21 protein-coding genes, 7 pseudogenes and 1 riboswitch are annotated in these 18,976 nt (G+C 52.9%); of the genes and pseudogenes, 22 read left to right on the forward strand and 6 right to left on the reverse strand.

Annotated elements, in window-relative coordinates; genetic code table 11:
- Positions 1-116 precede the first annotated feature (116 nt).
- Positions 117-396 (reverse strand): annotated as a pseudogene (locus NSS88_RS10865) (pyridine nucleotide-disulfide oxidoreductase); the annotation flags it as partial.
- 244 nt (positions 397-640) lie between these two features.
- Here NSS88_RS10865 and NSS88_RS10870 point away from each other — a divergent pair.
- Positions 641-2,004: pseudogene (locus NSS88_RS10870) on the forward strand (ISLre2 family transposase).
- A 511-nt stretch (positions 2,005-2,515) separates the two neighbouring features.
- On the opposite strand, the pseudogene NSS88_RS10875 reads toward NSS88_RS10870, so the two are convergent.
- Positions 2,516-2,797: pseudogene (locus NSS88_RS10875) on the reverse strand (FAD-dependent oxidoreductase); the annotation flags it as partial.
- A gap of 457 nt (positions 2,798-3,254) precedes the next feature.
- Here NSS88_RS10875 and NSS88_RS10880 point away from each other — a divergent pair.
- Positions 3,255-3,410, forward strand: coding sequence for a hypothetical protein (locus NSS88_RS10880; protein WP_162839636.1), 156 nt, complete (start codon positions 3,255-3,257; stop codon positions 3,408-3,410).
- A 99-nt stretch (positions 3,411-3,509) separates the two neighbouring features.
- Complete coding sequence (locus NSS88_RS10885) at positions 3,510-3,689, forward strand: hypothetical protein (RefSeq protein WP_061580633.1); 180 nt, start codon at positions 3,510-3,512, stop codon at positions 3,687-3,689.
- Between the two features lie 215 nt (positions 3,690-3,904).
- Here the strand turns inward: NSS88_RS10885 and NSS88_RS10890 are convergent, their stop codons facing one another.
- Both NSS88_RS10890 and NSS88_RS10895 read right to left on the reverse strand, forming a co-directional pair.
- Complete coding sequence (locus tag NSS88_RS10890) at positions 3,905-4,240, reverse strand: spore coat protein (protein ID WP_033010359.1); 336 nt, start codon at positions 4,238-4,240, stop codon at positions 3,905-3,907.
- Between the two features lie 15 nt (positions 4,241-4,255).
- Entirely contained in the window at positions 4,256-4,513 is a 258-nt protein-coding gene (locus tag NSS88_RS10895; RefSeq protein WP_033010361.1) for a hypothetical protein, read from the reverse strand.
- A gap of 164 nt (positions 4,514-4,677) precedes the next feature.
- Here NSS88_RS10895 and NSS88_RS10900 point away from each other — a divergent pair.
- Positions 4,678-5,594: pseudogene (locus NSS88_RS10900) on the forward strand (proline dehydrogenase family protein).
- Positions 5,595-5,656: 62 nt separating this feature from the next.
- Here NSS88_RS10900 and NSS88_RS10905 read toward each other — a convergent pair.
- On the reverse strand, positions 5,657-5,806 hold the full coding sequence (locus tag NSS88_RS10905; protein WP_080986165.1) for a YuzL family protein: 150 nt from the start codon (positions 5,804-5,806) through the stop codon (positions 5,657-5,659).
- Positions 5,807-5,989: 183 nt separating this feature from the next.
- Here NSS88_RS10905 and NSS88_RS10910 point away from each other — a divergent pair.
- The 11 genes and pseudogenes from NSS88_RS10910 to NSS88_RS10960 form a co-directional block, all read left to right on the forward strand.
- Positions 5,990-6,556: pseudogene (locus tag NSS88_RS10910) on the forward strand (3-hydroxyacyl-CoA dehydrogenase family protein); the annotation flags it as partial.
- A pseudogene (locus tag NSS88_RS10915) lies at positions 6,550-6,720 on the forward strand (hypothetical protein); the annotation flags it as partial. The pseudogenes NSS88_RS10910 and NSS88_RS10915, both read left to right, overlap by 7 nt.
- 79 nt (positions 6,721-6,799) lie before the next feature.
- Positions 6,800-7,177 carry an arsenate reductase family protein gene (locus tag NSS88_RS10920; RefSeq protein WP_033010367.1) on the forward strand — a complete coding sequence of 126 codons (378 nt, stop codon included), beginning with the start codon at positions 6,800-6,802 and terminating at the stop codon, positions 7,175-7,177.
- Between the two features lie 93 nt (positions 7,178-7,270).
- A complete protein-coding gene (gene gcvH / locus NSS88_RS10925) occupies positions 7,271-7,654 on the forward strand; it encodes a glycine cleavage system protein GcvH (RefSeq protein WP_033016348.1) in 384 nt (127 codons plus the stop codon).
- A gap of 73 nt (positions 7,655-7,727) precedes the next feature.
- Positions 7,728-7,868: a DUF2553 family protein gene (locus tag NSS88_RS10930; RefSeq protein ID WP_233205007.1), complete on the forward strand. Its 141-nt coding sequence runs from the start codon at positions 7,728-7,730 to the stop codon at positions 7,866-7,868.
- A gap of 171 nt (positions 7,869-8,039) precedes the next feature.
- Entirely contained in the window at positions 8,040-8,399 is a 360-nt protein-coding gene (locus tag NSS88_RS10935; protein WP_033010412.1) for a toprim domain-containing protein, read from the forward strand.
- Positions 8,396-8,710 carry a thioredoxin family protein gene (locus NSS88_RS10940; protein WP_094239171.1) on the forward strand — a complete coding sequence of 105 codons (315 nt, stop codon included), beginning with the start codon at positions 8,396-8,398 and terminating at the stop codon, positions 8,708-8,710. The genes NSS88_RS10935 and NSS88_RS10940 overlap by 4 nt, the downstream gene beginning before the upstream one ends.
- Positions 8,711-8,863: 153 nt before the next feature.
- Positions 8,864-9,208: a hypothetical protein gene (locus NSS88_RS10945; protein WP_033016346.1), complete on the forward strand. Its 345-nt coding sequence runs from the start codon at positions 8,864-8,866 to the stop codon at positions 9,206-9,208.
- Positions 9,209-9,281: 73 nt separating this feature from the next.
- A riboswitch (SAM riboswitch) is annotated at positions 9,282-9,391 on the forward strand.
- Between the two features lie 88 nt (positions 9,392-9,479).
- Positions 9,480-10,508 (forward strand): methionine ABC transporter ATP-binding protein, encoded by a 1,029-nt coding sequence (locus tag NSS88_RS10950; protein ID WP_033016344.1) that lies wholly within the window; start codon positions 9,480-9,482, stop codon positions 10,506-10,508.
- Positions 10,498-11,166, forward strand: coding sequence for a methionine ABC transporter permease (locus NSS88_RS10955; protein WP_011232468.1), 669 nt, complete (start codon positions 10,498-10,500; stop codon positions 11,164-11,166). Before NSS88_RS10950 ends, NSS88_RS10955 begins: the two co-directional genes overlap by 11 nt.
- A 15-nt stretch (positions 11,167-11,181) precedes the next feature.
- Positions 11,182-12,033, forward strand: coding sequence for a MetQ/NlpA family ABC transporter substrate-binding protein (locus NSS88_RS10960; RefSeq protein WP_049626343.1), 852 nt, complete (start codon positions 11,182-11,184; stop codon positions 12,031-12,033).
- A gap of 105 nt (positions 12,034-12,138) precedes the next feature.
- Here the strand turns inward: NSS88_RS10960 and NSS88_RS10965 are convergent, their stop codons facing one another.
- Positions 12,139-12,330, reverse strand: a complete 192-nt coding sequence (locus NSS88_RS10965) for a hypothetical protein (RefSeq protein WP_033010372.1) — start codon at positions 12,328-12,330, stop codon at positions 12,139-12,141.
- Between the two features lie 65 nt (positions 12,331-12,395).
- Between NSS88_RS10965 and NSS88_RS10970 the strand changes: the two are divergent.
- The 7 genes and pseudogenes from NSS88_RS10970 to NSS88_RS11000 all read left to right on the forward strand — a co-directional run bounded on the left by NSS88_RS10970 (position 12,396) and on the right by NSS88_RS11000 (position 18,947).
- Positions 12,396-12,792 (forward strand): annotated as a pseudogene (locus tag NSS88_RS10970) (carboxymuconolactone decarboxylase family protein).
- A 231-nt stretch (positions 12,793-13,023) separates the two neighbouring features.
- Complete coding sequence (gene sufC / locus NSS88_RS10975; RefSeq protein ID WP_011232465.1) at positions 13,024-13,803, forward strand: Fe-S cluster assembly ATPase SufC; 780 nt, start codon at positions 13,024-13,026, stop codon at positions 13,801-13,803.
- A 17-nt stretch (positions 13,804-13,820) separates the two neighbouring features.
- A complete protein-coding gene (gene sufD / locus NSS88_RS10980; protein ID WP_033016338.1) occupies positions 13,821-15,131 on the forward strand; it encodes a Fe-S cluster assembly protein SufD in 1,311 nt (436 codons plus the stop codon).
- Complete coding sequence (locus tag NSS88_RS10985) at positions 15,128-16,348, forward strand: cysteine desulfurase (RefSeq protein WP_049626342.1); 1,221 nt, start codon at positions 15,128-15,130, stop codon at positions 16,346-16,348. Before sufD ends, NSS88_RS10985 begins: the two co-directional genes overlap by 4 nt.
- Positions 16,338-16,772, forward strand: coding sequence for a Fe-S cluster assembly sulfur transfer protein SufU (gene sufU, locus NSS88_RS10990; RefSeq protein WP_015375744.1), 435 nt, complete (start codon positions 16,338-16,340; stop codon positions 16,770-16,772). Before NSS88_RS10985 ends, sufU begins: the two co-directional genes overlap by 11 nt.
- Before the next feature lie 22 nt (positions 16,773-16,794).
- Positions 16,795-18,192: a Fe-S cluster assembly protein SufB gene (gene sufB, locus NSS88_RS10995; protein ID WP_015375743.1), complete on the forward strand. Its 1,398-nt coding sequence runs from the start codon at positions 16,795-16,797 to the stop codon at positions 18,190-18,192.
- Positions 18,193-18,497: 305 nt separating this feature from the next.
- Positions 18,498-18,947, forward strand: coding sequence for a hypothetical protein (locus NSS88_RS11000; RefSeq protein WP_033016365.1), 450 nt, complete (start codon positions 18,498-18,500; stop codon positions 18,945-18,947).
- Positions 18,948-18,976: the final 29 nt, after the last annotated feature.

The raw sequence follows: 18,976 nt of genomic DNA on the forward strand, positions 1-18,976 counted from the left end.
CGCTATTGTCATGCGGGGACGACGCGACAGACGTTTCAGGCCCGTCATCTTGCATTTCGGCCGTTTCCATGGCGCTATTTAGAAAAGGTGTCCCGCTGTTTGGGACACCTTCGTTGTTATTTTTTCAATACATCGTGATCGACGTACCGTTCACCGTTCAGCTCGCTGATGACGTTGATGGCGACTTTCGCACCGTCGCCCGCTGTGATGATCGTATGGACGCTGACGCCAGCGACCGTCCCGGCCGCCCAAATGGCCGTCGATGTTCGTCTTGCCGTTGGCGTCGACGTCAAGCACCGTTTTAATGCGCGGCTCCGTACCCGGTTTGGTGCGCAGGACGATTTTTTTCGCTAAATCGGTCGCCAAACCGGTGGCGAAGATGACGTGTTTCGTTTCATCCTATTTCGCGCAGGAGACTCCCACTTCAACGACCAAAGGGAGTAAGTGGGGTGTGAGTAAAATATTTGTGGGTGACATTCCGAAATGATCCCCGACGAGGGTTGCGAACTTTTGTTCGCGACGCTCGTCGGGGCCACCAAGCGAAGCGCGGTAGAAAAAAGCAAATGTCATGCAAAAAGGACTCTCTCCCTGCTATGATGGTGATTGTCAACATCAACCGAAAACAGGAGGGAGAGAGTCCATGAAACATCTTACCACAGAATGGCCTTTATTAAAAGAGCTGGAGGAACAATTAGTCAGAACTCTTCAAAAGGTGTTCGCTGTCTTGTTGGCGGCCCTTTTGGAGGAGATTGATCAACAACTGGCGGAAGCGCGGGACAAGCGCCGGTATCAGCTGAAAGACAAACGGCCGACTACGATCCAAACGCTGTTTGGAGAAGTGACGTTTCGACGGAACTACTACTATGACCGGCAAACGGGGAACTATACCTTCTTGCTGGATGCCGAATTAGGCTTTGATGGGGCCCGATCGATCAGTCCTTGCCTCGAGGAAACGGCGGTCGAGTTGGCCGTAGAGTGCTCTTCCTACCGCAAAGCGGCCCGTACGTTGGAGTCGATCGTGGGGTATGCGGTCATGAGCCACGAGGCAATTCGCCAACTGGTGCTGGAGGCCCCTGTCTCGCTGCATCACCCTGTTTCCCAACGGCACGGCCGGGTGCTGTTTGTGGAGGCGGATGGGCTGTTCATTTCCCGCCAGGGGAAAGGGAAACGGGCGAAAGAGGAGAAAATCTTGGCGGTTCACGAGGGATGGAAACGAAACGGGTCGCAGCTTGAGCTGGTGAACCGGCGCCACTACCTCCATGAAGGGGAGGGAGACGTGTGGGAACGGTTCGAAGAGTGGCTGATGAAGGAATATGCCTATGATCCGTGCCGGGACCTGTTGATCATCAACGGCGACGCGGCGTCGTGGATCACGGCCTGCCGGGAGTATTTCGGAAAACGGGCGTGCTTTCAGCTGGATCGATTTCATGTGGCGCGGGAGCTGCGCCAATGCCTCTCGGACCATCCGTGTTGGCGGGACGTGCGGAAGAAGCTGGCGAAACAAGACGAAGAGGGCTTCTCGTGGAGCTGAACAGCGCGGTCGGCACGTTGGAGGACGAAGGCAAAGAACAACAGCTGGCCGCCTTGATTCGCCGGATCGAGTCGATGCCGGGATGCATCCGGGACTATCGGGAGTGGCTGTCGGAGCAAGGGGTGGAGACGACCGGCATGCGTCCGATGGGCCACGCCGAGAGCGTGATGAGCCGGTTTGCGCATCGGGTGAAATCCCGCCGCAGCTGGAAAGACCAAGGGCTTCGGGCGTTTCTGAAAGCGATGGCAGCCCGAATCGACGGGGCCGGGTGGAGAAAGGGGCGGTTGGAGGAGGAAGAGCCCCGGAGGGCAGCCTCGGCCTCGACGAAGTCCAAGCGGGTTGAACAGGCCAAACGGAAGGCAGGACGGTTGTTGGCGGATGTGATGCGACAAAACATCCCGTATCTTCAGCAGTCATCCGGGACGTCGATCCATCAAGCATTATCAGCACTTCGGGATGGCGGTTGGGTGTAAAAAAATGGAACACAATATCATCGCCTCAAGATGAGGGATGAGAGTCCGAAAGCGCTTACGATATGAATTCCTGAAAATGGTTCGCTAACTAGTGATTGACAACGCCCGTAGTGAACCGAAAAAATGTTCTCCACAAAGTCTTGACTGACTCGTAAGTGGGAGAGGAATGCGCGTTCCCCTTTTCTTTTGTGTATGATAGAATAAAGGCGTGGAGAAAACCGTTTAATAAAGGCACTCCAATAACTGTTACTCGATGTATGGAGTTGGTTACAGGAAACGTTGTAACCGTAAAACATCGAGCGTAGATCCGTCTGTTGTGTGTGGAAGCCAAGTACTGCCAACAGACACACCGAGAGAATCGGTAACGATGCAGGCATGACCTGCGTCGTTGGGCAGTTGTCAACCTGCCCTGATGCAACCCCAAGTCAAGGAAGGAGGACGAAGTCCGCTTGTACTTCTGGGGAGTTGCAAGCCCCCACTTCAAGCGTTAGCTAAGTGGGGGTAGTTGACAGGATCCAGCTTCTGTTTCGAGACGGAATCCCCCGTCTGTTTTTTGCACATCCGTCACTTGTGCTTCCACCAATTCTGCTCCGAATTTTGCGGCTTGTTTTTTCCCGGTTTCCACCAATTCCGGGCCGCTGATTTGCGGAACGCCGTAATGGTTTTCCACCCAAGCGCGCTTTGTCATGCCTTTGTCGCTGTCAAACAAGACCGTTCTCTTCCCGGCTTTGGCGGCGAAAATGGCGGCGCTTGCCCCTGCAGGCCCGGCGCCGATGATGGCGATGTCGTACATCGTGCATCCTCCCTTTGTTATTTGTTAGAATATTAACACTATGAGTGTAGCGCAAATGGGAAGCGGAATCAAATCACCCGCACTATCATTTAATAATAATTTTTAATTTATATTTACTATAAACAAAAAGTGTGTATAATAGAATGTAGAAGGAGTGCAAAGGGGAGAAAGATCGATGAACAAGCCGATGATTTGTGAACAATGCCGCCAGCCTATTCGGCGGCTGAAACATTCATTGCTTTGCCAGTGCGGGATGAAAATGGTTGTGCAAAAATAATACAGCGAAAAGCGGCTTCCTGTTTCTGTCGCATTCAACCGGCGAATGGCGCCGGTTTTTTTATCTTCTCATTTACGAAATCGGAAAATCTTTATTGCAACTTATATAGGTACTGGCCTAAGCAACGGGCGTTTTTTCTGCATACAGTGGGACTAAAGCAAGTGGAAGGAGGAAAGCAAGATGAGCCATCTCCAAGCAGCGGATGAACGCATTTGGCGGCCGCACCCGTTTTTCTTCGGCGCTCCGTTTTTTGGCGGCTTTTTAGGCGGTTTGCTCGGGAGCGCATTAGTTCCGCTGTTTTTCTATCCGTTGTGGTATGTCCCCATTTGGTGGTGAGAAACCGGCAAGGGTTGGGCGGACGACCCACCCTCTTTTCTTGTTTGTTGCATATGAATACAGTGTAGCATTCTAGCTTTGGGGAAAGGAGAAGGAACGATGCCATTTCCAGGATTGTTGTTTGGCGCCCCATTTGTCGGCGGCTTCTTAGGCGGATTGCTCGGCGGCGCCCTCGCTCCGCGCCCGTTTTATCCGTACCCGCCATATCCGCCGTATCCGCCGTATCCGCCGTATCTGCCGTATCCGCCGTATCCGCCGTATCCAGACTGGTGGGATTGATCGTCTATTCATGAAAGAATAAGCATCCCTGTGGAACAAGAAGGGGTGCTTATTCAATGATCTCGGTGTCGCGGATGCGGACGTCGGCTGTTTGCAGCATGTTCCACACGGATTCGGATGGCGCTGCCATCCCTTTCTCCCCTTTCTGCACATAGTCTTCTTAACGGATTGAGAAAGAGGATGTCCTTTTGCTGTTCGGACATCCTCTTGCTTTGTTATTGCATGACATTCCCTTGATAAGGGAGCTGATTCGTATACCCTTGGAACTGCTGGTACATTTGCTGAAGCTTTTGCGGATCGGCGGCTTCAAGTTTGTACCAGCCTTTTTTGAACATCAAGTTATACAGTTCGCGCTGGCAGTTTTGTGTTTCTGTGAAAATGTTCATCATTTCTTGATATAACGGTTGGTTGCTCGCCTCATGCAAGTACACGCTGTATGCCGACGTCATGTATTTTTCTGTTGTCAACATGTCGTTCAAAAAATCGCGTTCGTTCATTTGCGGCGTTTTCGGCACTTGCGTCTCTGGATTTTGCACTTGTTTTTGGTTCATCGGGTGTCCCTCCTTTCACATCACCGGCGGCTGCGGCGGGTTTTGCAAATGACGCAAAATCATGTTGTAATGGCGCTGATGCATTTGCCCGGCGCGCTCGATCGCCTGCACCACCTCGGGGTCCCGGCATTGCGCGGCGAAAAAGTGCGCCTTTTTCGCCGCGAGCAAGTTCCACGACATCATATCGGAAAAATACATGGCGTCTTTTGATGACACCATTTGCGGCGGCTCGGGCATCGCGGTCTGCGGGTTCATTTGCGGTTGTTGCTGCATCGCGTTTCGCTCCTTTCATGGTTTGTTCGCTTGTAGATTGTGCAGTGAGTGGAAAATTATTCACATATAAAAGATAAACCGTGCGGAAAAAACATATTCAATCGGGCGGAAACATGGTACAATAAGGATGATGAATGCGTTTCCGTACAAGGAGGCTTGCAACAGTGGAACAGCTGATGCGCGACTTTTTTTGTTCTTGTCCAAAAATAAGACGTTGACCCGGTTGGCGAAGCGATACGGCCTCCGCTTCGGCGCGTCAAGGTTTGTCGCCGGCGAAACGATTGAGGAAGCGGTGCATGTCATCCGCCGGCTGAACGAAAAAGGGCTGGCCGTGACGGTCGACTACTTGGGAGAGTTTGTCGATAACGAGCAAGAAGCGAACGAGATGGCGAACCATTGCCTAGAGGCGATCGACGCGATCAGCCGCGAGAAGCTGAATTCGCAACTGTCGCTGAAAATGACGTCGATGGGGCTTGACATTTCCGATGATCTTGTCATGCGCAACATGCGCCGCATTTTGGATGCGGCGAAAGAGCGCGGCGTGTTCGTGACGATCGACATGGAAGACTATTCACGCTGCCAAAAGACGCTCGACATTTTTAAAACGTTGAAAAAAGAGTACGATAACGTCGGAACGGTCCTGCAGGCGTATTTGTACCGGACGGAGCAAGACATTGAAGATCTGAAGCCGTACCGCCCGAACTTGCGGCTCGTCAAAGGGGCGTACAAAGAGCCGCCGGAAGTGGCGTTTCCAGACAAAAAAGATGTGGACGAAAACTTTAAAAAGATCATCAAGCAGCATATGCTAAACGGCAACTACACGGCGGTGGCGACGCATGACGACGCCATCATTGAATATACGAAGCAGCTCGTCAAGGAATACAATATCCCGAACAGTCAGTTTGAATTTCAAATGTTGTACGGCATTCGTCCGGAGCGCCAGGTCGAGCTGGCGCGCGAAGGGTATACGATGCGCGTGTACGTGCCGTACGGTACCGATTGGTACGGCTATTTTATGCGCCGGCTCGCCGAGCGCCCGGCCAACGTGGCGTTCGTCGTCAAAGGCATGTTCCGTAAGTGACGCCCATCGCCCGGCAGCGCGAAAGTCAAGCAGGCAAAAAGGGGACGGACGCCCTTAGGCGTTCAGTCCCCTTGCATGTTGTGCTTTTTGTACTGCTGATTTTGGCTCGTCCGCTTGCCGCCGCCGTCGGCTTCGACCGTCGGGCCGGCGTTTCCTTTCACGCTCGCCGCGCTGATGCCGCGTTCAGACGGATTTTTTTTCAGCCGGGCCATCGTCTTCACCTCCTGGTTGTTAGTATGGATTGAAAGAACGGCGGCGATGTGAAAAAAAATGTGCGCAAATATATTGAAAAAATTACCAACATACTATATATTGAATATAGATAACGTTTTCATGGCTATTTTTTTACCAAAAAATGAATGATGATTCATTCAGTGATGTGAGGGGGAACCGAAATGGCAAAACGCATTCGGCGCGCTGCGGTGCTTGGGTTCGGCGTCATGGGTTCGGGCATTGCCGCCCATTTGGCGAACGTCGGCATTCCGACGCTGCTGTTGGATATCATGCCGCGGGAATTGACGAAAGAGGAAGAAGCAAAAGGTTGGACGCTCGAGCATAAACAAGTGCGCAACCGCCTCGCCAATCAGGCGCTGGAGCGGATGAAAAAGCAAAAGCCGGCGCCGCTGATGGCTCAAGACAATCTGGCGCTCATTGAAACCGGCAACTTTGAAGACGATTTCCATCGGCTGGCGGATATTGATTGGATCATTGAAGTCGTCGTCGAAAACTTGGATGTCAAACGAAGCGTTTTCGCCCGCGTTGACGAGGTGCGGACGCCGGGGACGATCGTCAGCTCGAACACATCCGGCATCTCGATCGCCGCGATGGCGGAGGGGCGTTCGGATGATTTCAAAAAACACTTTTTAGGCACGCATTTCTTCAATCCGCCGCGCTATTTGAAGCTGCTTGAAATCATCCCGACGGAGCATACCGATCCGGATGTGGTCGCCTATATGAAATTGAGGCGCATGCGAAAGAAACGCTTGTCGCCGTCGAACAAGGTGACACGCTGCGGATGATGCTCGCCGCTCTCCGCCGGTTGACGCGCCATACGCCGATCAATGTGATCGCGAAAAAACGCGAGGCGGCTGCCGCCCTCATTGAAGCGGAACGGTATATTGTGTGATAATGGGAAGTGCCAGGCGTTTGCCTGGTGCTTCTTTTTCCATGAATTCCAAGCCGTCGAATGAAAGGGAGGAATGCGGATGGCGCTGACGCTCTACTGGTATCCAAAATGCGGAACGTGCCGGAAGGCGAAGCGTTGGCTCGATGAACACGGCATTGAGGTGCAAACGGTGCATTTGGTCGACGAGCCGCTGACGAAAGAACAGCTCGCCGACTTGCATCGAAAAAGCGGGCTGCCGCTCAAAAAATTTTTCAATACAAGCGGCATGAAATACCGCGAACTCGGATTGAAAGACAAGCTCGATGGCGCCTCGGAAGACGAGATGCTCACGTGGCTCGCCTCGGACGGCATGCTCGTCAAGCGGCCGATTTTAACGGACGGCGAGCGGGTCGTGGTCGGATTCCGCGAACAAGACTACGAATCGTGTTTTGCCGGGCGCGTTTCGACGGAAACATAAAAAATTTGGCCGAAATGAAATGAATTCAGTGAGTTTTGGCGAAAAATCGGTTATGATGAAAAAGAACACAACTTGCCGCACTGGAGGGATTTAATGAACACGCCGAAAGAACTCCGTTATTCGAAAGAGCATGAGTGGGTGCGCGTCGAAGGGGATAAAGTGCGCATCGGCATCACCGATTTCGCCCAATCGGAGCTGGGCGACATCGTGTTTGTCGAGCTGCCGGAAGTCGGCGCGGAACTGACAGCGAACGAGCCGTTCGGCAGCGTTGAGTCGGTGAAAACCGTCTCGGAATTGTATGCGCCGATCAGCGGCACGGTCGTCGAAGTGAACGAAGCGTTGAACGACAATCCGGAATATGTGAACGAATCACCGTATGAAAAAGCATGGATGATCGTTATTGAGCCGAAAGACTTAAGTGAAGTGGACAACTTGTTGACGGCCGAACAATACGAAGCGATGATCAACGAAGGATAAACGTTCCTGCAAAGTTCGCTTCGAACCGGGCCCCCTATACATACCGGAATGTGATGAAAAAGGGGTGCTCGTGATGGTGTTGCAAACGAAGCAACTGGATGTCACGGACCGGGTCACCGGCAAATGGAACGGCCGCACGATCGAACTGTACGAGGGAGGCGAGCTCATCGGCCGCCTTCCGCTTCCTGCGGCTGTAGCGTGGAAAAACGGATAAAGCGAACAAATGGGAAAATTTGAAAATGGGTCACCGCTACCGTTGAACCGGATCAAAAATATGTCGACTGCGACGGGGAGGCGGGCTGGTGTTAGGAGGCAACGGCGGATGGCCGTTGCTTTTCTGTTGCCATACAATATTGTATCCTCATTCACGTTAGGTGGGTCGGACATGCGACAGGTGGAAAAAGTGATTATTGTGGAAGGGCGGTCAGATAAGGAAAAAGTGGCGGCCGTGCTGAACGAGCCGGTTGTCATCATTTGCACGAACGGCACGATCAGCGATGCGCGCCTTGAGGAGCTGGCCGATGAACTCGAAGGGCGGGATGTGTACGTGCTCGCCGATGCCGACGAGGCGGGGGAAAAATTGCGCCGGCAGTTCCGCCGGGTGTTTCCGGAAGCAGGGCATATTTACATTGACCGGGCGTATCGCGAAGTGGCCGCCGCCCCGATCTGGCATTTGGCGCATGTGCTGCTGCGCGCCCATTTTGACGTCCGTATCGAATCGTTCATGAGAGGAAGAGGCGAGTGAACACAATCGGTCGAAACGATATTAAGCGAATGGTGGAAGGGGAGCCGCTTCTCGCTCTTTCGTTGTATACCCCACTGTGCGGCACGTGCCAGTTGGCGAGGCGCATGCTTGTTGTCCTAGAACAATTGTTTCCGGACATACCGTTTTGCGAAACGGACATCAACTACATCCCCGAGCAGGCGGCGGCGTGGAAAATTGAAAGCGTTCCGTGCTTGCTTCTTTTCGCCGGCGGAGAGATCATCGGCAAATGGTATGCGTTCCATTCGGTCCCTTATTTGTACGAAGCAATCCGCGCCCGTTTGCCGCGTTGACGATCCGCCATTTTTTGACGCCGTTTGACACATTTCATGGGAAATGACAAAAACGGCGTTGGTTCGCCACGGCGGCTGTCGAGATTTTTGTAAAGGATTCTCCCCCTTCGGCATGGAAATAAAAGGACAAAGGAGATGGGGGGAGGATGCTCAATGGAAATGTGCGAGTTGGTAGGACAGTTTATGGAACGGATGCAAACGTTGCGCCATTTGTTGCCGATTTTGCCGGATGAGCAGCTGTATGTTCGCTTTGAAAGCGAGGAAGAGACCGCCATGGTGGCGCTCGGCAAGGAGCTTACTGCCGGAAGGGAACCTGATGAACGGAACGTCTTGACGGTGCACGGCTCCAAAAAAGCACTTTGCTCGCTTTTAGACGGCGAGCTGAAGCTGCAGCAGCTCGTCCGGCTGCGCGAAGTGCATGTATCGGGAAGCTTTCGTCATCTGTTGCTGCTTGAGTCGCTCCTCCATTTGGCTAAGCCATATCGGCATGTTGGGTGAAATTTTTATTGACAATGTTCGACACAAGGTGATACAATCACAGTTGTAGTCAATCGAATAGGCGATTGTTGCGCTCTTATCAAGAGAGGTGGAGGGATGTGCCCAATGAAGCCCGGCAACCGTCAGCGCGTGCGCTGAAAAGGTGCCAATTCACACAAAGCGGCCTGCTTTGAGAGATAAGAGACGGAATGGTGCACAATACCTTTCTGTTCTCTGCGGGCAGAAAGGTTTTCTTTTTGCGCTCCGCCGCCTTGGGGAGGAAGGTGAAACGATGATTACACTCGAACATGTGACAAAGATCTATCAAGCGGCTAACGGCTCGGTCACGGCCGTCGACAATGTGTCGCTTGAGATTCGCGAAGGGGAAATTTTCGGCATTATCGGCTACAGCGGCGCGGGGAAAAGTACGCTCATCCGCTTGCTCAATGGGCTCGAGAAGCCGACGGGCGGCCGGGTGGTCGTCGCCGGCCGCGACATGGGGCGCATCAAAGGGCGGGAGCTGCGCAAGGCGCGTCAAGAGATCGGGATGATTTTCCAACATTTCAACTTGCTTTGGTCGCGCACAGTGCGGGAAAACATTGCGTTTCCGCTCGAGATTGCGGGTGTTCCGAAAGCGGAGCGGCAAAAACGGGTCGATGAATTGATCGAGCTCGTCGGGCTCACGGGGCGGGAAGAGGCGTATCCGTCGCAGTTGAGCGGCGGGCAAAAGCAGCGTGTCGGCATTGCCCGGGCGCTCGCCAACAACCCGAAAGTGCTGCTTTGCGACGAGGCGACATCGGCGTTGGACCCGCAGACGACCGATGCGATTTTGGACTTGCTCGTTGACATCAACAAGCGGCTCGGGCTGACGATCGTGCTGATCACCCATGAAATGCACGTCATCCGCAAAATTTGCGACCGCGTCGCCGTGATGGAAAACGGCAAAATCGTTGAGCAAGGCGACGTGTTGCACGTGTTCCGCAACCCGCAGCAGCCGATCACGAAGCGGTTCGTCAAGCAGCTCGTCGAGCCGGAAGAGACGGAAGAGGCGATTTCCCATTTGTTTGGCCAATACCCGAGCGGGCTGATCGCGCAGCTGACGTTTGTCGGCGCGGCGGCCGGCCAGCCGCTCATCAGCCAGGTCGTGCGGCAATTTGCCGTCGATATGAATATTTTGCAAGGGAAAATTTCGCAAACCCATCAAGGCGCTTATGGGGTGCTGTTTGTGCACATCAATGGGGCGGCGGATGAAATTGACCGGGCGCTTGGCTACATTCAAAGCCAGCAGGTGGCGGTGGAGGTGATTCACGATGCTCGCTAACCTCCTGCCGAACGTCCAATGGGAGACGATGTGGGCGGCGACGGTCGAGACGCTGTATATGACGGGAGTGGCGGTGGCGGCCACTTTCGTTCTCGGAATCGTTCTTGGCTTGCTTCTATTTTTGACAGCGAAGGGCAACCTATGGGAAAACCGGTTTGTCAATACCGTGATTGCGGCGTTTGTGAACATTTTCCGCTCCATTCCGTTTATTATTTTGATCATTTTGCTCATTCCGTTTACCACCTGGCTTGTTGGGACGATGCTTGGCGCCAATGCGGCGCTGCCGGCTTTGGTCATTGGGGCCGCGCCGTTTTACGCCCGCATGGTGGAGATTGCCCTTCGCGAAATTGATAAAGGCGTCATCGAAGCAGCCCAAGCGATGGGCGCCTCAACGTGGACGATCATTTGGAAAGTGCTGCTGCCGGAGTCATTGCCGGCGCTTGTCTCCGGCATTACGGTGACGGCGGTGTCGCTCGTCAGCTATACAGCGATGGCTGGAGCCATCGGCGCCGGCGGGCTTGGGAACTTGGCGTATTTGGAAGGGTTCCAGCGCAACCATAACGATGTGACATTTGTCGCAACCGTATTGGTGTTGGTCATTGTATTTATCATTCAGCTGATCGGTGACTTTGTCACTTCGAAAATCGATAAACGATAAAGGGGGAAACAACTGATGAAGAAATGGTTGGGTGTGTTGCTCGCCGCCATTCTCGTGCTCGCTTTGGCGGCATGCGGCGGCAACAATAACGACAGCGCGGAAGGCGGCAAAGACGGCAAATTGGTGAAGTTGAAAGTCGGTGCGTCGAACGTGCCGCATGCGGAAATTTTGGAAAAAGCGAAACCGATTTTGAAAGAAAAAGGCATCGACTTGGAGATCATTACGTTCCAAGATTACATCTTGCCGAACAAAGCGCTGGCTGAGAAGCAAATCGACGCCAACTATTTCCAACACATTCCGTATTTGGAATCGCAAAAGAAAGAGTACGGCTATGATTTCGTCAACGCCGGCAGCATTCATATCGAGCCGATCGGCTTATACTCGAAAAAATACAAAAGCATTGAAGAACTGCCGGACGGCGCGACGATCATCATGAGCAACTCGGTCGCCGACCATGGCCGCATTTTGTCGATGCTGCAAGAAAAGGGGCTCATTAAGCTGAAACCGGGCATCGATAAAACGAAAGCGACGGTCAACGACATCGTCGAAAACCCGAAACATTTGAAATTTAAAGCGGACGTCGATGCTGGACTTCTGCCGCAAATTTACAAAAACGGCGAAGGCGATGCGGTTTTGATCAACGCCAACTATGCGCTTGACGCCGGTTTGGACCCGGCGAAAGACCCGATCGCCGTGGAGTCGCCGAAAAACAATCCGTATGTGAACATTGTGGCGGTGCGCAAAGGCGATGAAAACCGGAAAGAAATCAAAACGCTTGTCGAAGTGCTGCAATCGAAAGAAATCCAAGATTTCATCAAAGAAAAATACCACGGCGCCGTCATTCCAGCGGCGACAAACAATCAATAACGGAAGCGAATCGCTTCCGTTATTTTTTGCACAAAAAAGAGCCGCCCGAAAGTTCAAAACCGTTTTGGATGGAGAGACGCCGCGGCCGGTCTGTTTTCCCGCGCTTCATCGGTTGTTCAAACGCGCCAGTACGGCGGCGAGCATGACGATGATGACGCAGTTTTGCAGGGCGACCACTGTCGTTAAACTGAAGATGACGTCCCCGTGTTCACCGAGAATGCTGCCGATGATGATCCATGCCAAAAACGAAGCGAAAGCGGCGGTTAAGGCAAAGACAACCCAACGAATCAATGGCATTGCCCCCTTTCCTATGATGATGGGAGTGGAACAGAACCATTCGTTTTCATCATGACATTCCGTCGATGTTGGCGAAACGGTGGTGTTTCCACACCCTTTCAATACCATTCGTTTATGCATCGGTCGAATCCTCCCTTCACCGCTACAAAGAAGGGATAGAGGCGTTCACCCAAAAAACTTTCGAACGTAGCCGAGCGGTTTAACGCGTTTACGGAAGCGTGCTTTGCCGAGGGAGCGCTGTCGAAAAAAGAAAAACAATTGATCGCCCTTGGCATCAGCCTGGCGACGCAAGATGAGTATTGCACGATTTACCATGCGAAAGGCTGCCTTGATGAAGGAGCGTCGGAACAGGAAATTTTGGAAGTATACGCGGTGGCGGCCGCGTTTGGCGGCGGGGCGGCGATGAGCCAAGCGGTGACGCTTGTGCAAGAATGCCTCCGCGAGCTGCGGGCGGCTCACTAGACTCCGGAAAAAACGGGGTCTTTTTTTGCAAAAACTCGTACAAGCTTGCGGTTTTCGTGTAAAATAGTAAAAGGCGCTGTTTTTTCACACGGTCACAGTGAAAACAGAGCGGGAAAGTTGCACGTAGTTTTCATTTGTTATAAAATGATAATGAGAATAAAATGAGAATGAACGATCGCTAGAAGACAAGCGAGTGAATTGACTTTCAATTGAGAATTGGAGGTATGCTGCATGGCGGTATTGACGATTCGCAATCTCCACGTCGCCGTGGAGGGAAAAGAAATTTTAAAAGGAGTGGACTTGGAAGTCAAAGGCGGGGAAATCCACGCCATCATGGGTCCGAACGGAACGGGGAAGTCGACGCTGGCATCGGCCATTATGGGCCATCCAAAATATGAAGTGACAGAAGGATCGGTGACGCTCGACGGCCAGGATGTCCTTGAGATGGAAGTCGACGAACGGGCGCGCGCCGGCCTGTTTTTGGCGATGCAATACCCAAGCGAAATCAGTGGAGTGACGAACGCCGACTTTTTGCGCGCGGCGATCAACGCCCGGCTTGGCGAAGGCAACGAAATTTCGCTCATGAAATTCATCCGCAAGCTCGATGAAAAAATGGCGTTTCTCGAAATGAACCCGGATATGGCGCACCGTTACTTGAACGAAGGATTCTCGGGCGGGGAGAAAAAGCGAAATGAAATTTTGCAGCTGATGATGCTTGAGCCGAAAATCGCCATTTTAGACGAGATCGACTCCGGCCTCGATATCGACGCGCTCAAAATCGTCGCCAAAGGTGTCAACGAAATGCGCAGCAGCGAGTTCGGCTGTTTGATCATCACCCACTACCAGCGGCTGCTCAACTACATCACCCCGGATTATGTGCATGTCATGATGCAAGGGCGCATCGTCAAGTCCGGCGGTCCGGAGCTGGCGCAGCGGCTTGAGGCGGAAGGGTACGACTGGATCAAAAAAGAACTCGGCATCGAAGACGAAACGGTCGGACAAGAAGCGTAAGCGTTAGGAGGAGGACTATGGCGACAGAAACGAAAATCCCATTCGATGAAACCTACATCCGCACGTTCTCAAGCGGACGCGGCGAACCGGGCTGGCTGACCGAGCGGCGCCTTGAGGCGCTTCGGTTGGCGGAGCGGCTGCCGCTTCCGAAACCGGAGAAAACGAAAATCGACAATTGGAACTTCACTGGCTTCTCACGCCATGCCGTTGACAGTGCGCCATATGCCGGCCTCGATGACTTGCCTGAAGCGGTCAAGGCGCTCATGCAAGCCGGCGAAGGAACGAAAAATTTGTACGTGCAGCGCAACCATACGCCGGCGTATGTGTCGCTGTCCGATGAGTTGAAGGAGAAGGGCGTCATTTTCACCGACATCTTCACCGCAGCGCGCGAGCATGGCGACTTGCTGAAAAACTATTTGATGACGGCGGTCAAGCCGGATGAGCACCGCCTTGCCGCGCTCCATGCGGCGCTGCTCAACGGCGGTGTGTTTGTCTATGTCCCGAAAAATGTGGAGATTGAAACGCCGCTTCAGGCGGTCTATATTCAAGACGAAGACGACATCGCCTTGTTTAACCATGTCATCGTCGTGGCGGAAGACAACAGCCGCGTCGTGTTTGTCGAAAATTATATATCAACAAGCCGCGAAGGAAACGCGGTCGTTAATGTGGTCGCCGAGGTGTTTGCTCAAGCGAACGCAAGCGTCTTTTTCGCCGCTGTCGACCATTTGGCCAAAGGCACCACGACGTATGTCAATCGGCGCGGCATCGCCGGGCGCGATGGACGGATCGAATGGGCGCTCGGGCTGATGAATGACGGCAATACGGTCTCCGAGAACATCACCCGCCTTGTCGGCGACGGCTCGTTCGGCGATACGAAAACGGTCGCGGTCAGCCGCGGCGAGCAAGTGCAAAACTTTACGACGAGCGTCATTCATTACGGAAAGCATACAGAAGGCCACATTTTAAAACACGGCGTCGTCCGCGACAGCGCGACCTCGATTTTCAACGGCATCGGGAAAATTGAGCACGGTGCGTCAAAATCAAACGCCGAGCAGGAGTCGCGCGTCTTGATGTTGAGCGAAAAAGCGCGCGGCGATGCGAACCCGATTTTGTTGATTGACGAGGACGACGTCATGGCCGGCCACGCCGCTTCTGTCGGGCGCGTTGACCCGATCCAATTGTATTACTTAATGAGCCGCGGCATTCCGAGACGCGACGCGGAACGGCTCATCATCCACGGCTTTTTGGCGCCGGTTGTCGAGGCGATTCCCCTTGAAGGCGTGAAAAACCAATTAATTGAAGTGATTGAAAGGAAAGTTCAATCATGAATGTGAACGACATTCGCGCGTTGTTTCCGATTTTGCATCAGCAAGTGAACGGCCATCCGCTCGTTTATTTCGACAGCGCGGCGACATCGCAAAAGCCGCTGCCGGTGATTGAGGCGCTTGACCGCTATTACCGCGAGTACAACTCGAACGTCCACCGCGGCGTCCATACGCTCGGGACGAAGGCGACCGATGCGTACGAAGGCGCGCGCGAAAAAGTGCGGCGGTTTTTAAACGCCCAATCGGCGCAGGAAATCATCTTTACGCGTGGCACGACGGCATCGCTTAATTTGGTCGCCTCCAGCTACGGGCGCGTCAACGTCAAAGAAGGCGATGAGATCGTCATCACGTACATGGAGCATCACAGCAACTTGATTCCGTGGCAGCAGCTGGCGAAGCAAACGGGGGCGACGTTAAAATACATTCCAATGCAGGAAGACGGCACGATCGATCTGCGCGATGTCGAGGCGACCGTCACCGAAGCAGCGAAGATTGTCGCCATTGCTCATGTATCGAACGTGCTTGGGACGATCAACCCGGTGCGGGAGATCGCCCGCATCGCCCATAAGCGCGGCGCGGTCGTCGTCGTCGATGCGGCGCAAAGCGCTCCGCATATGAAGGTCGATGTTCAGGAACTTGATTGCGATTTTCTCGCCCTTTCCGGCCATAAAATGTGCGGGCCGACGGGAATCGGCGTATTATATGGCAAAAAGAAATTGCTTGAGCAGATGGAGCCGGTCGAGTTCGGCGGCGAAATGATCGATTTTGTTGAGCTGTACGACTCGACGTGGAAAGAGCTGCCGTGGAAGTTTGAAGGAGGCACGCCGATCATCGCCGGGGCGATTGGCCTTGGGGCGGCGATCGATTTCCTTGAACAAGTCGGCTTGGACGCCATCGCCGCCCATGAGCACGAGCTGGCGCAATACGCACTCGAACGGCTGGCTGGCATCGACGGCGTCACGGTATATGGCCCGAAAGAACGGGCGGGGCTTGTGACGTTTAACATCGACGGGGTGCATCCGCACGATGTGGCGACGGTTCTTGACGCCGAAGGGATCGCCATCCGCGCCGGCCACCATTGCGCCCAGCCGCTCATGAAATGGCTCGGCGTGACGGCGACCGCCCGGGCGAGCTTTTACCTTTACAATACGAAAGAGGAAATCGACCGGTTCATCGCCGCATTACAGAAAGCGAAGGAGTACTTCAGCCATGTCTTCTAACCATCCGTTGGATCAGCTTTACCGCCAAGTCATTATGGATCATTATAAAAACCCGCGAAACCGCGGGGTGCTTGAAGGAACGAACGTCGATGTCAACATGAACAACCCGACGTGCGGCGACCGCATCCACTTGACGATGAAAGTCGAAGACGGAAAAGTCGCCGACGTCAAATTTGAAGGCGAAGGCTGTTCGATTTCAATGTCGTCGGCGTCGATGATGACGCAGGCGATCAAAGGAAAAACGGTGGAGGAAGCGCTTCGGCTCGCCCACATTTTTTCCGATATGATCCAAGGGAAAGAGTACGACGATTCCGTCGACCTTGGCGACATCGAGGCGCTCCAAGGCGTTTCCAAGTTTCCGGCCCGCATCAAATGTGCGACGCTCGCGTGGAAAGCGCTCGAAAAAGGACTGCATCACCACTAAGTCTAAAGGAAGGTGAACCGAGATGGCGAAAAAAGCCCCGGAAATTGGTGAATACAAGTACGGCTTCGTCGATAAAGACGTCTCCGTCTTCCGCGCCCAGCGCGGCCTGACGCGTGAAGTCGTCGAAGAAATTTCGCGGATGAAAAACGAGCCGCAATGGATGCTCGAGTTCCGCTTAAAAGCGCTCGACATCTTCTACAGCAAACCGATGCCGCAATGGGGCGGCGACTTATCAAGCCTCGATTTCGATGAAATTACGTACTACGTCAAACCGACGGAAAAATCGGGCCGTTCGTGGGATGAGGTGCCGGCGGAGATCAAAGCGACGTTCGATAAATTAGGGATTCCAGAGGCGGAACAAAAATATTTGGCCGGCGTCTCGGCGCAATACGAATCGGAAGTCGTCTACCACAACATGAAAGAAGACCTCGAAAAACTCGGTGTCATCTTTAAAGACACCGACTCGGCGCTGAAGGAGAACGAAGACTTGTTCCGCGAGTATTTCGCCAAAGTCGTGCCGCCGACAGACAACAAATTTGCGGCCTTGAACTCGGCCGTCTGGTCGGGCGGTTCGTTCATCTACGTCCCGAAAGGCGTCAAAGTCGATACGCCGCTTCAGGCGTACTTCCGCATCAACTCGGAAAACATGGGGCAGTTTGAACGGACGCTCATCATCGTGGACGAAGGGGCGCACGTCCATTACGTCGAAGGCTGTACAGCGCCGATTTACACGACGAACTCGCTTCATAGCGCGGTTGTTGAGATCATCGTCAAAAAAGGCGCCTACTGCCGCTACACGACGATCCAAAACTGGGCGAACAACGTCTTCAACTTGGTGACGAAGCGCGCTGTCTGCGAAGAAAACGCGACGATGGAATGGATCGACGGCAACATCGGCTCGAAGCTGACGATGAAATACCCGGCCGTCATCTTAAAAGGCGAAGGGGCGCGCGGCTTGACGCTGTCGATCGCCATCGCAGGCAAAGGGCAACATCAAGACGCCGGGGCGAAAATGATCCATTTGGCCCCGAATACGTCATCGACGATCGTCTCGAAGTCGATCTCCAAACAAGGCGGCAAGGTGACGTATCGCGGCATGGTCCATTTCGGCCGCAAAGCGTCCGGCTCGCGCTCGAACATCGAATGCGATACGCTCATTCTCGACAATCAGTCGACATCGGACACGATTCCGTACAACGAAATTTTAAACGACAACATCTCGCTTGAGCACGAAGCGAAAGTGTCGAAAGTGTCGGAAGAGCAGCTGTTCTACTTGATGAGCCGCGGCATTTCCGAGCAGGAAGCGACGGAAATGATCGTCATGGGCTTCATTGAGCCGTTTACAAGAGAGCTGCCGATGGAATACGCGGTCGAGATGAACCGCTTGATCAAGTTCGAGATGGAAGGAAGCATTGGATAATCTTGATCATATCAAGGGTACAGCGTTCAAACGAAGCGCTGCACCCATCATTTTTTTCAAGTGCCGCTGATCCCACTTCAGTGTCTCATCCTCAATGTTTTGAGTCACATGGAGTGGGTGTCAGCGGTCATTGTTATGCTGGCATGCTCTATCCGTGCTAAAAGCGTCCATAACGATGATCGTCCATTTCAGATTTGTGAAGGAATGGTTATTTATGAATATTTTGTTATGATCTATAATCGGATTGGTGATGTTTCATTATTTTGAAAATATAACGATGAAAAAGAGAGTGGAACGTGAAAGAGATGATAGGAATGTGGAAATTGATCAGAATGTTGAAGTTGCGAGATCTGGAGTTGTTTCGTTTAGATGACCAAGATGGTGAAACGGTTTGTATGTTATTGATTTTGGATTACAGGAGACCTAGTGTTCTCGATGATTTTCCCATTTTAAAGGGAATCGAGGATGAGGATTCATTTGAAGGCGCGGAGAATTATATCCACACGGTCATCATTTCAGAGAAAACATTAGAACAACATATGGTGGACCGAATCATTGAGGTCATCGAAGGGTTAGTTGAACATAAGCCCGATTGTGATAATAATCATTCGTTTTATATTACGAAGTTCCCTGATTATTTTGGGGTTGGCACACATTTAATCGAGTACATTCAACCGATCTTAGATAAGATGAATTTTGATATTGATCTCACCTATATCACGGATAAACATTTCAATTACTTGACGCAAGAATAACGTTGCTTGCCGCGTCGCAGGCCATTCCC

It is taken from the genome of Geobacillus sp. FSL W8-1251 (genome assembly GCF_038005945.1).
GTDB lineage: Bacteria > Bacillota > Bacilli > Bacillales > Anoxybacillaceae > Geobacillus > Geobacillus stearothermophilus.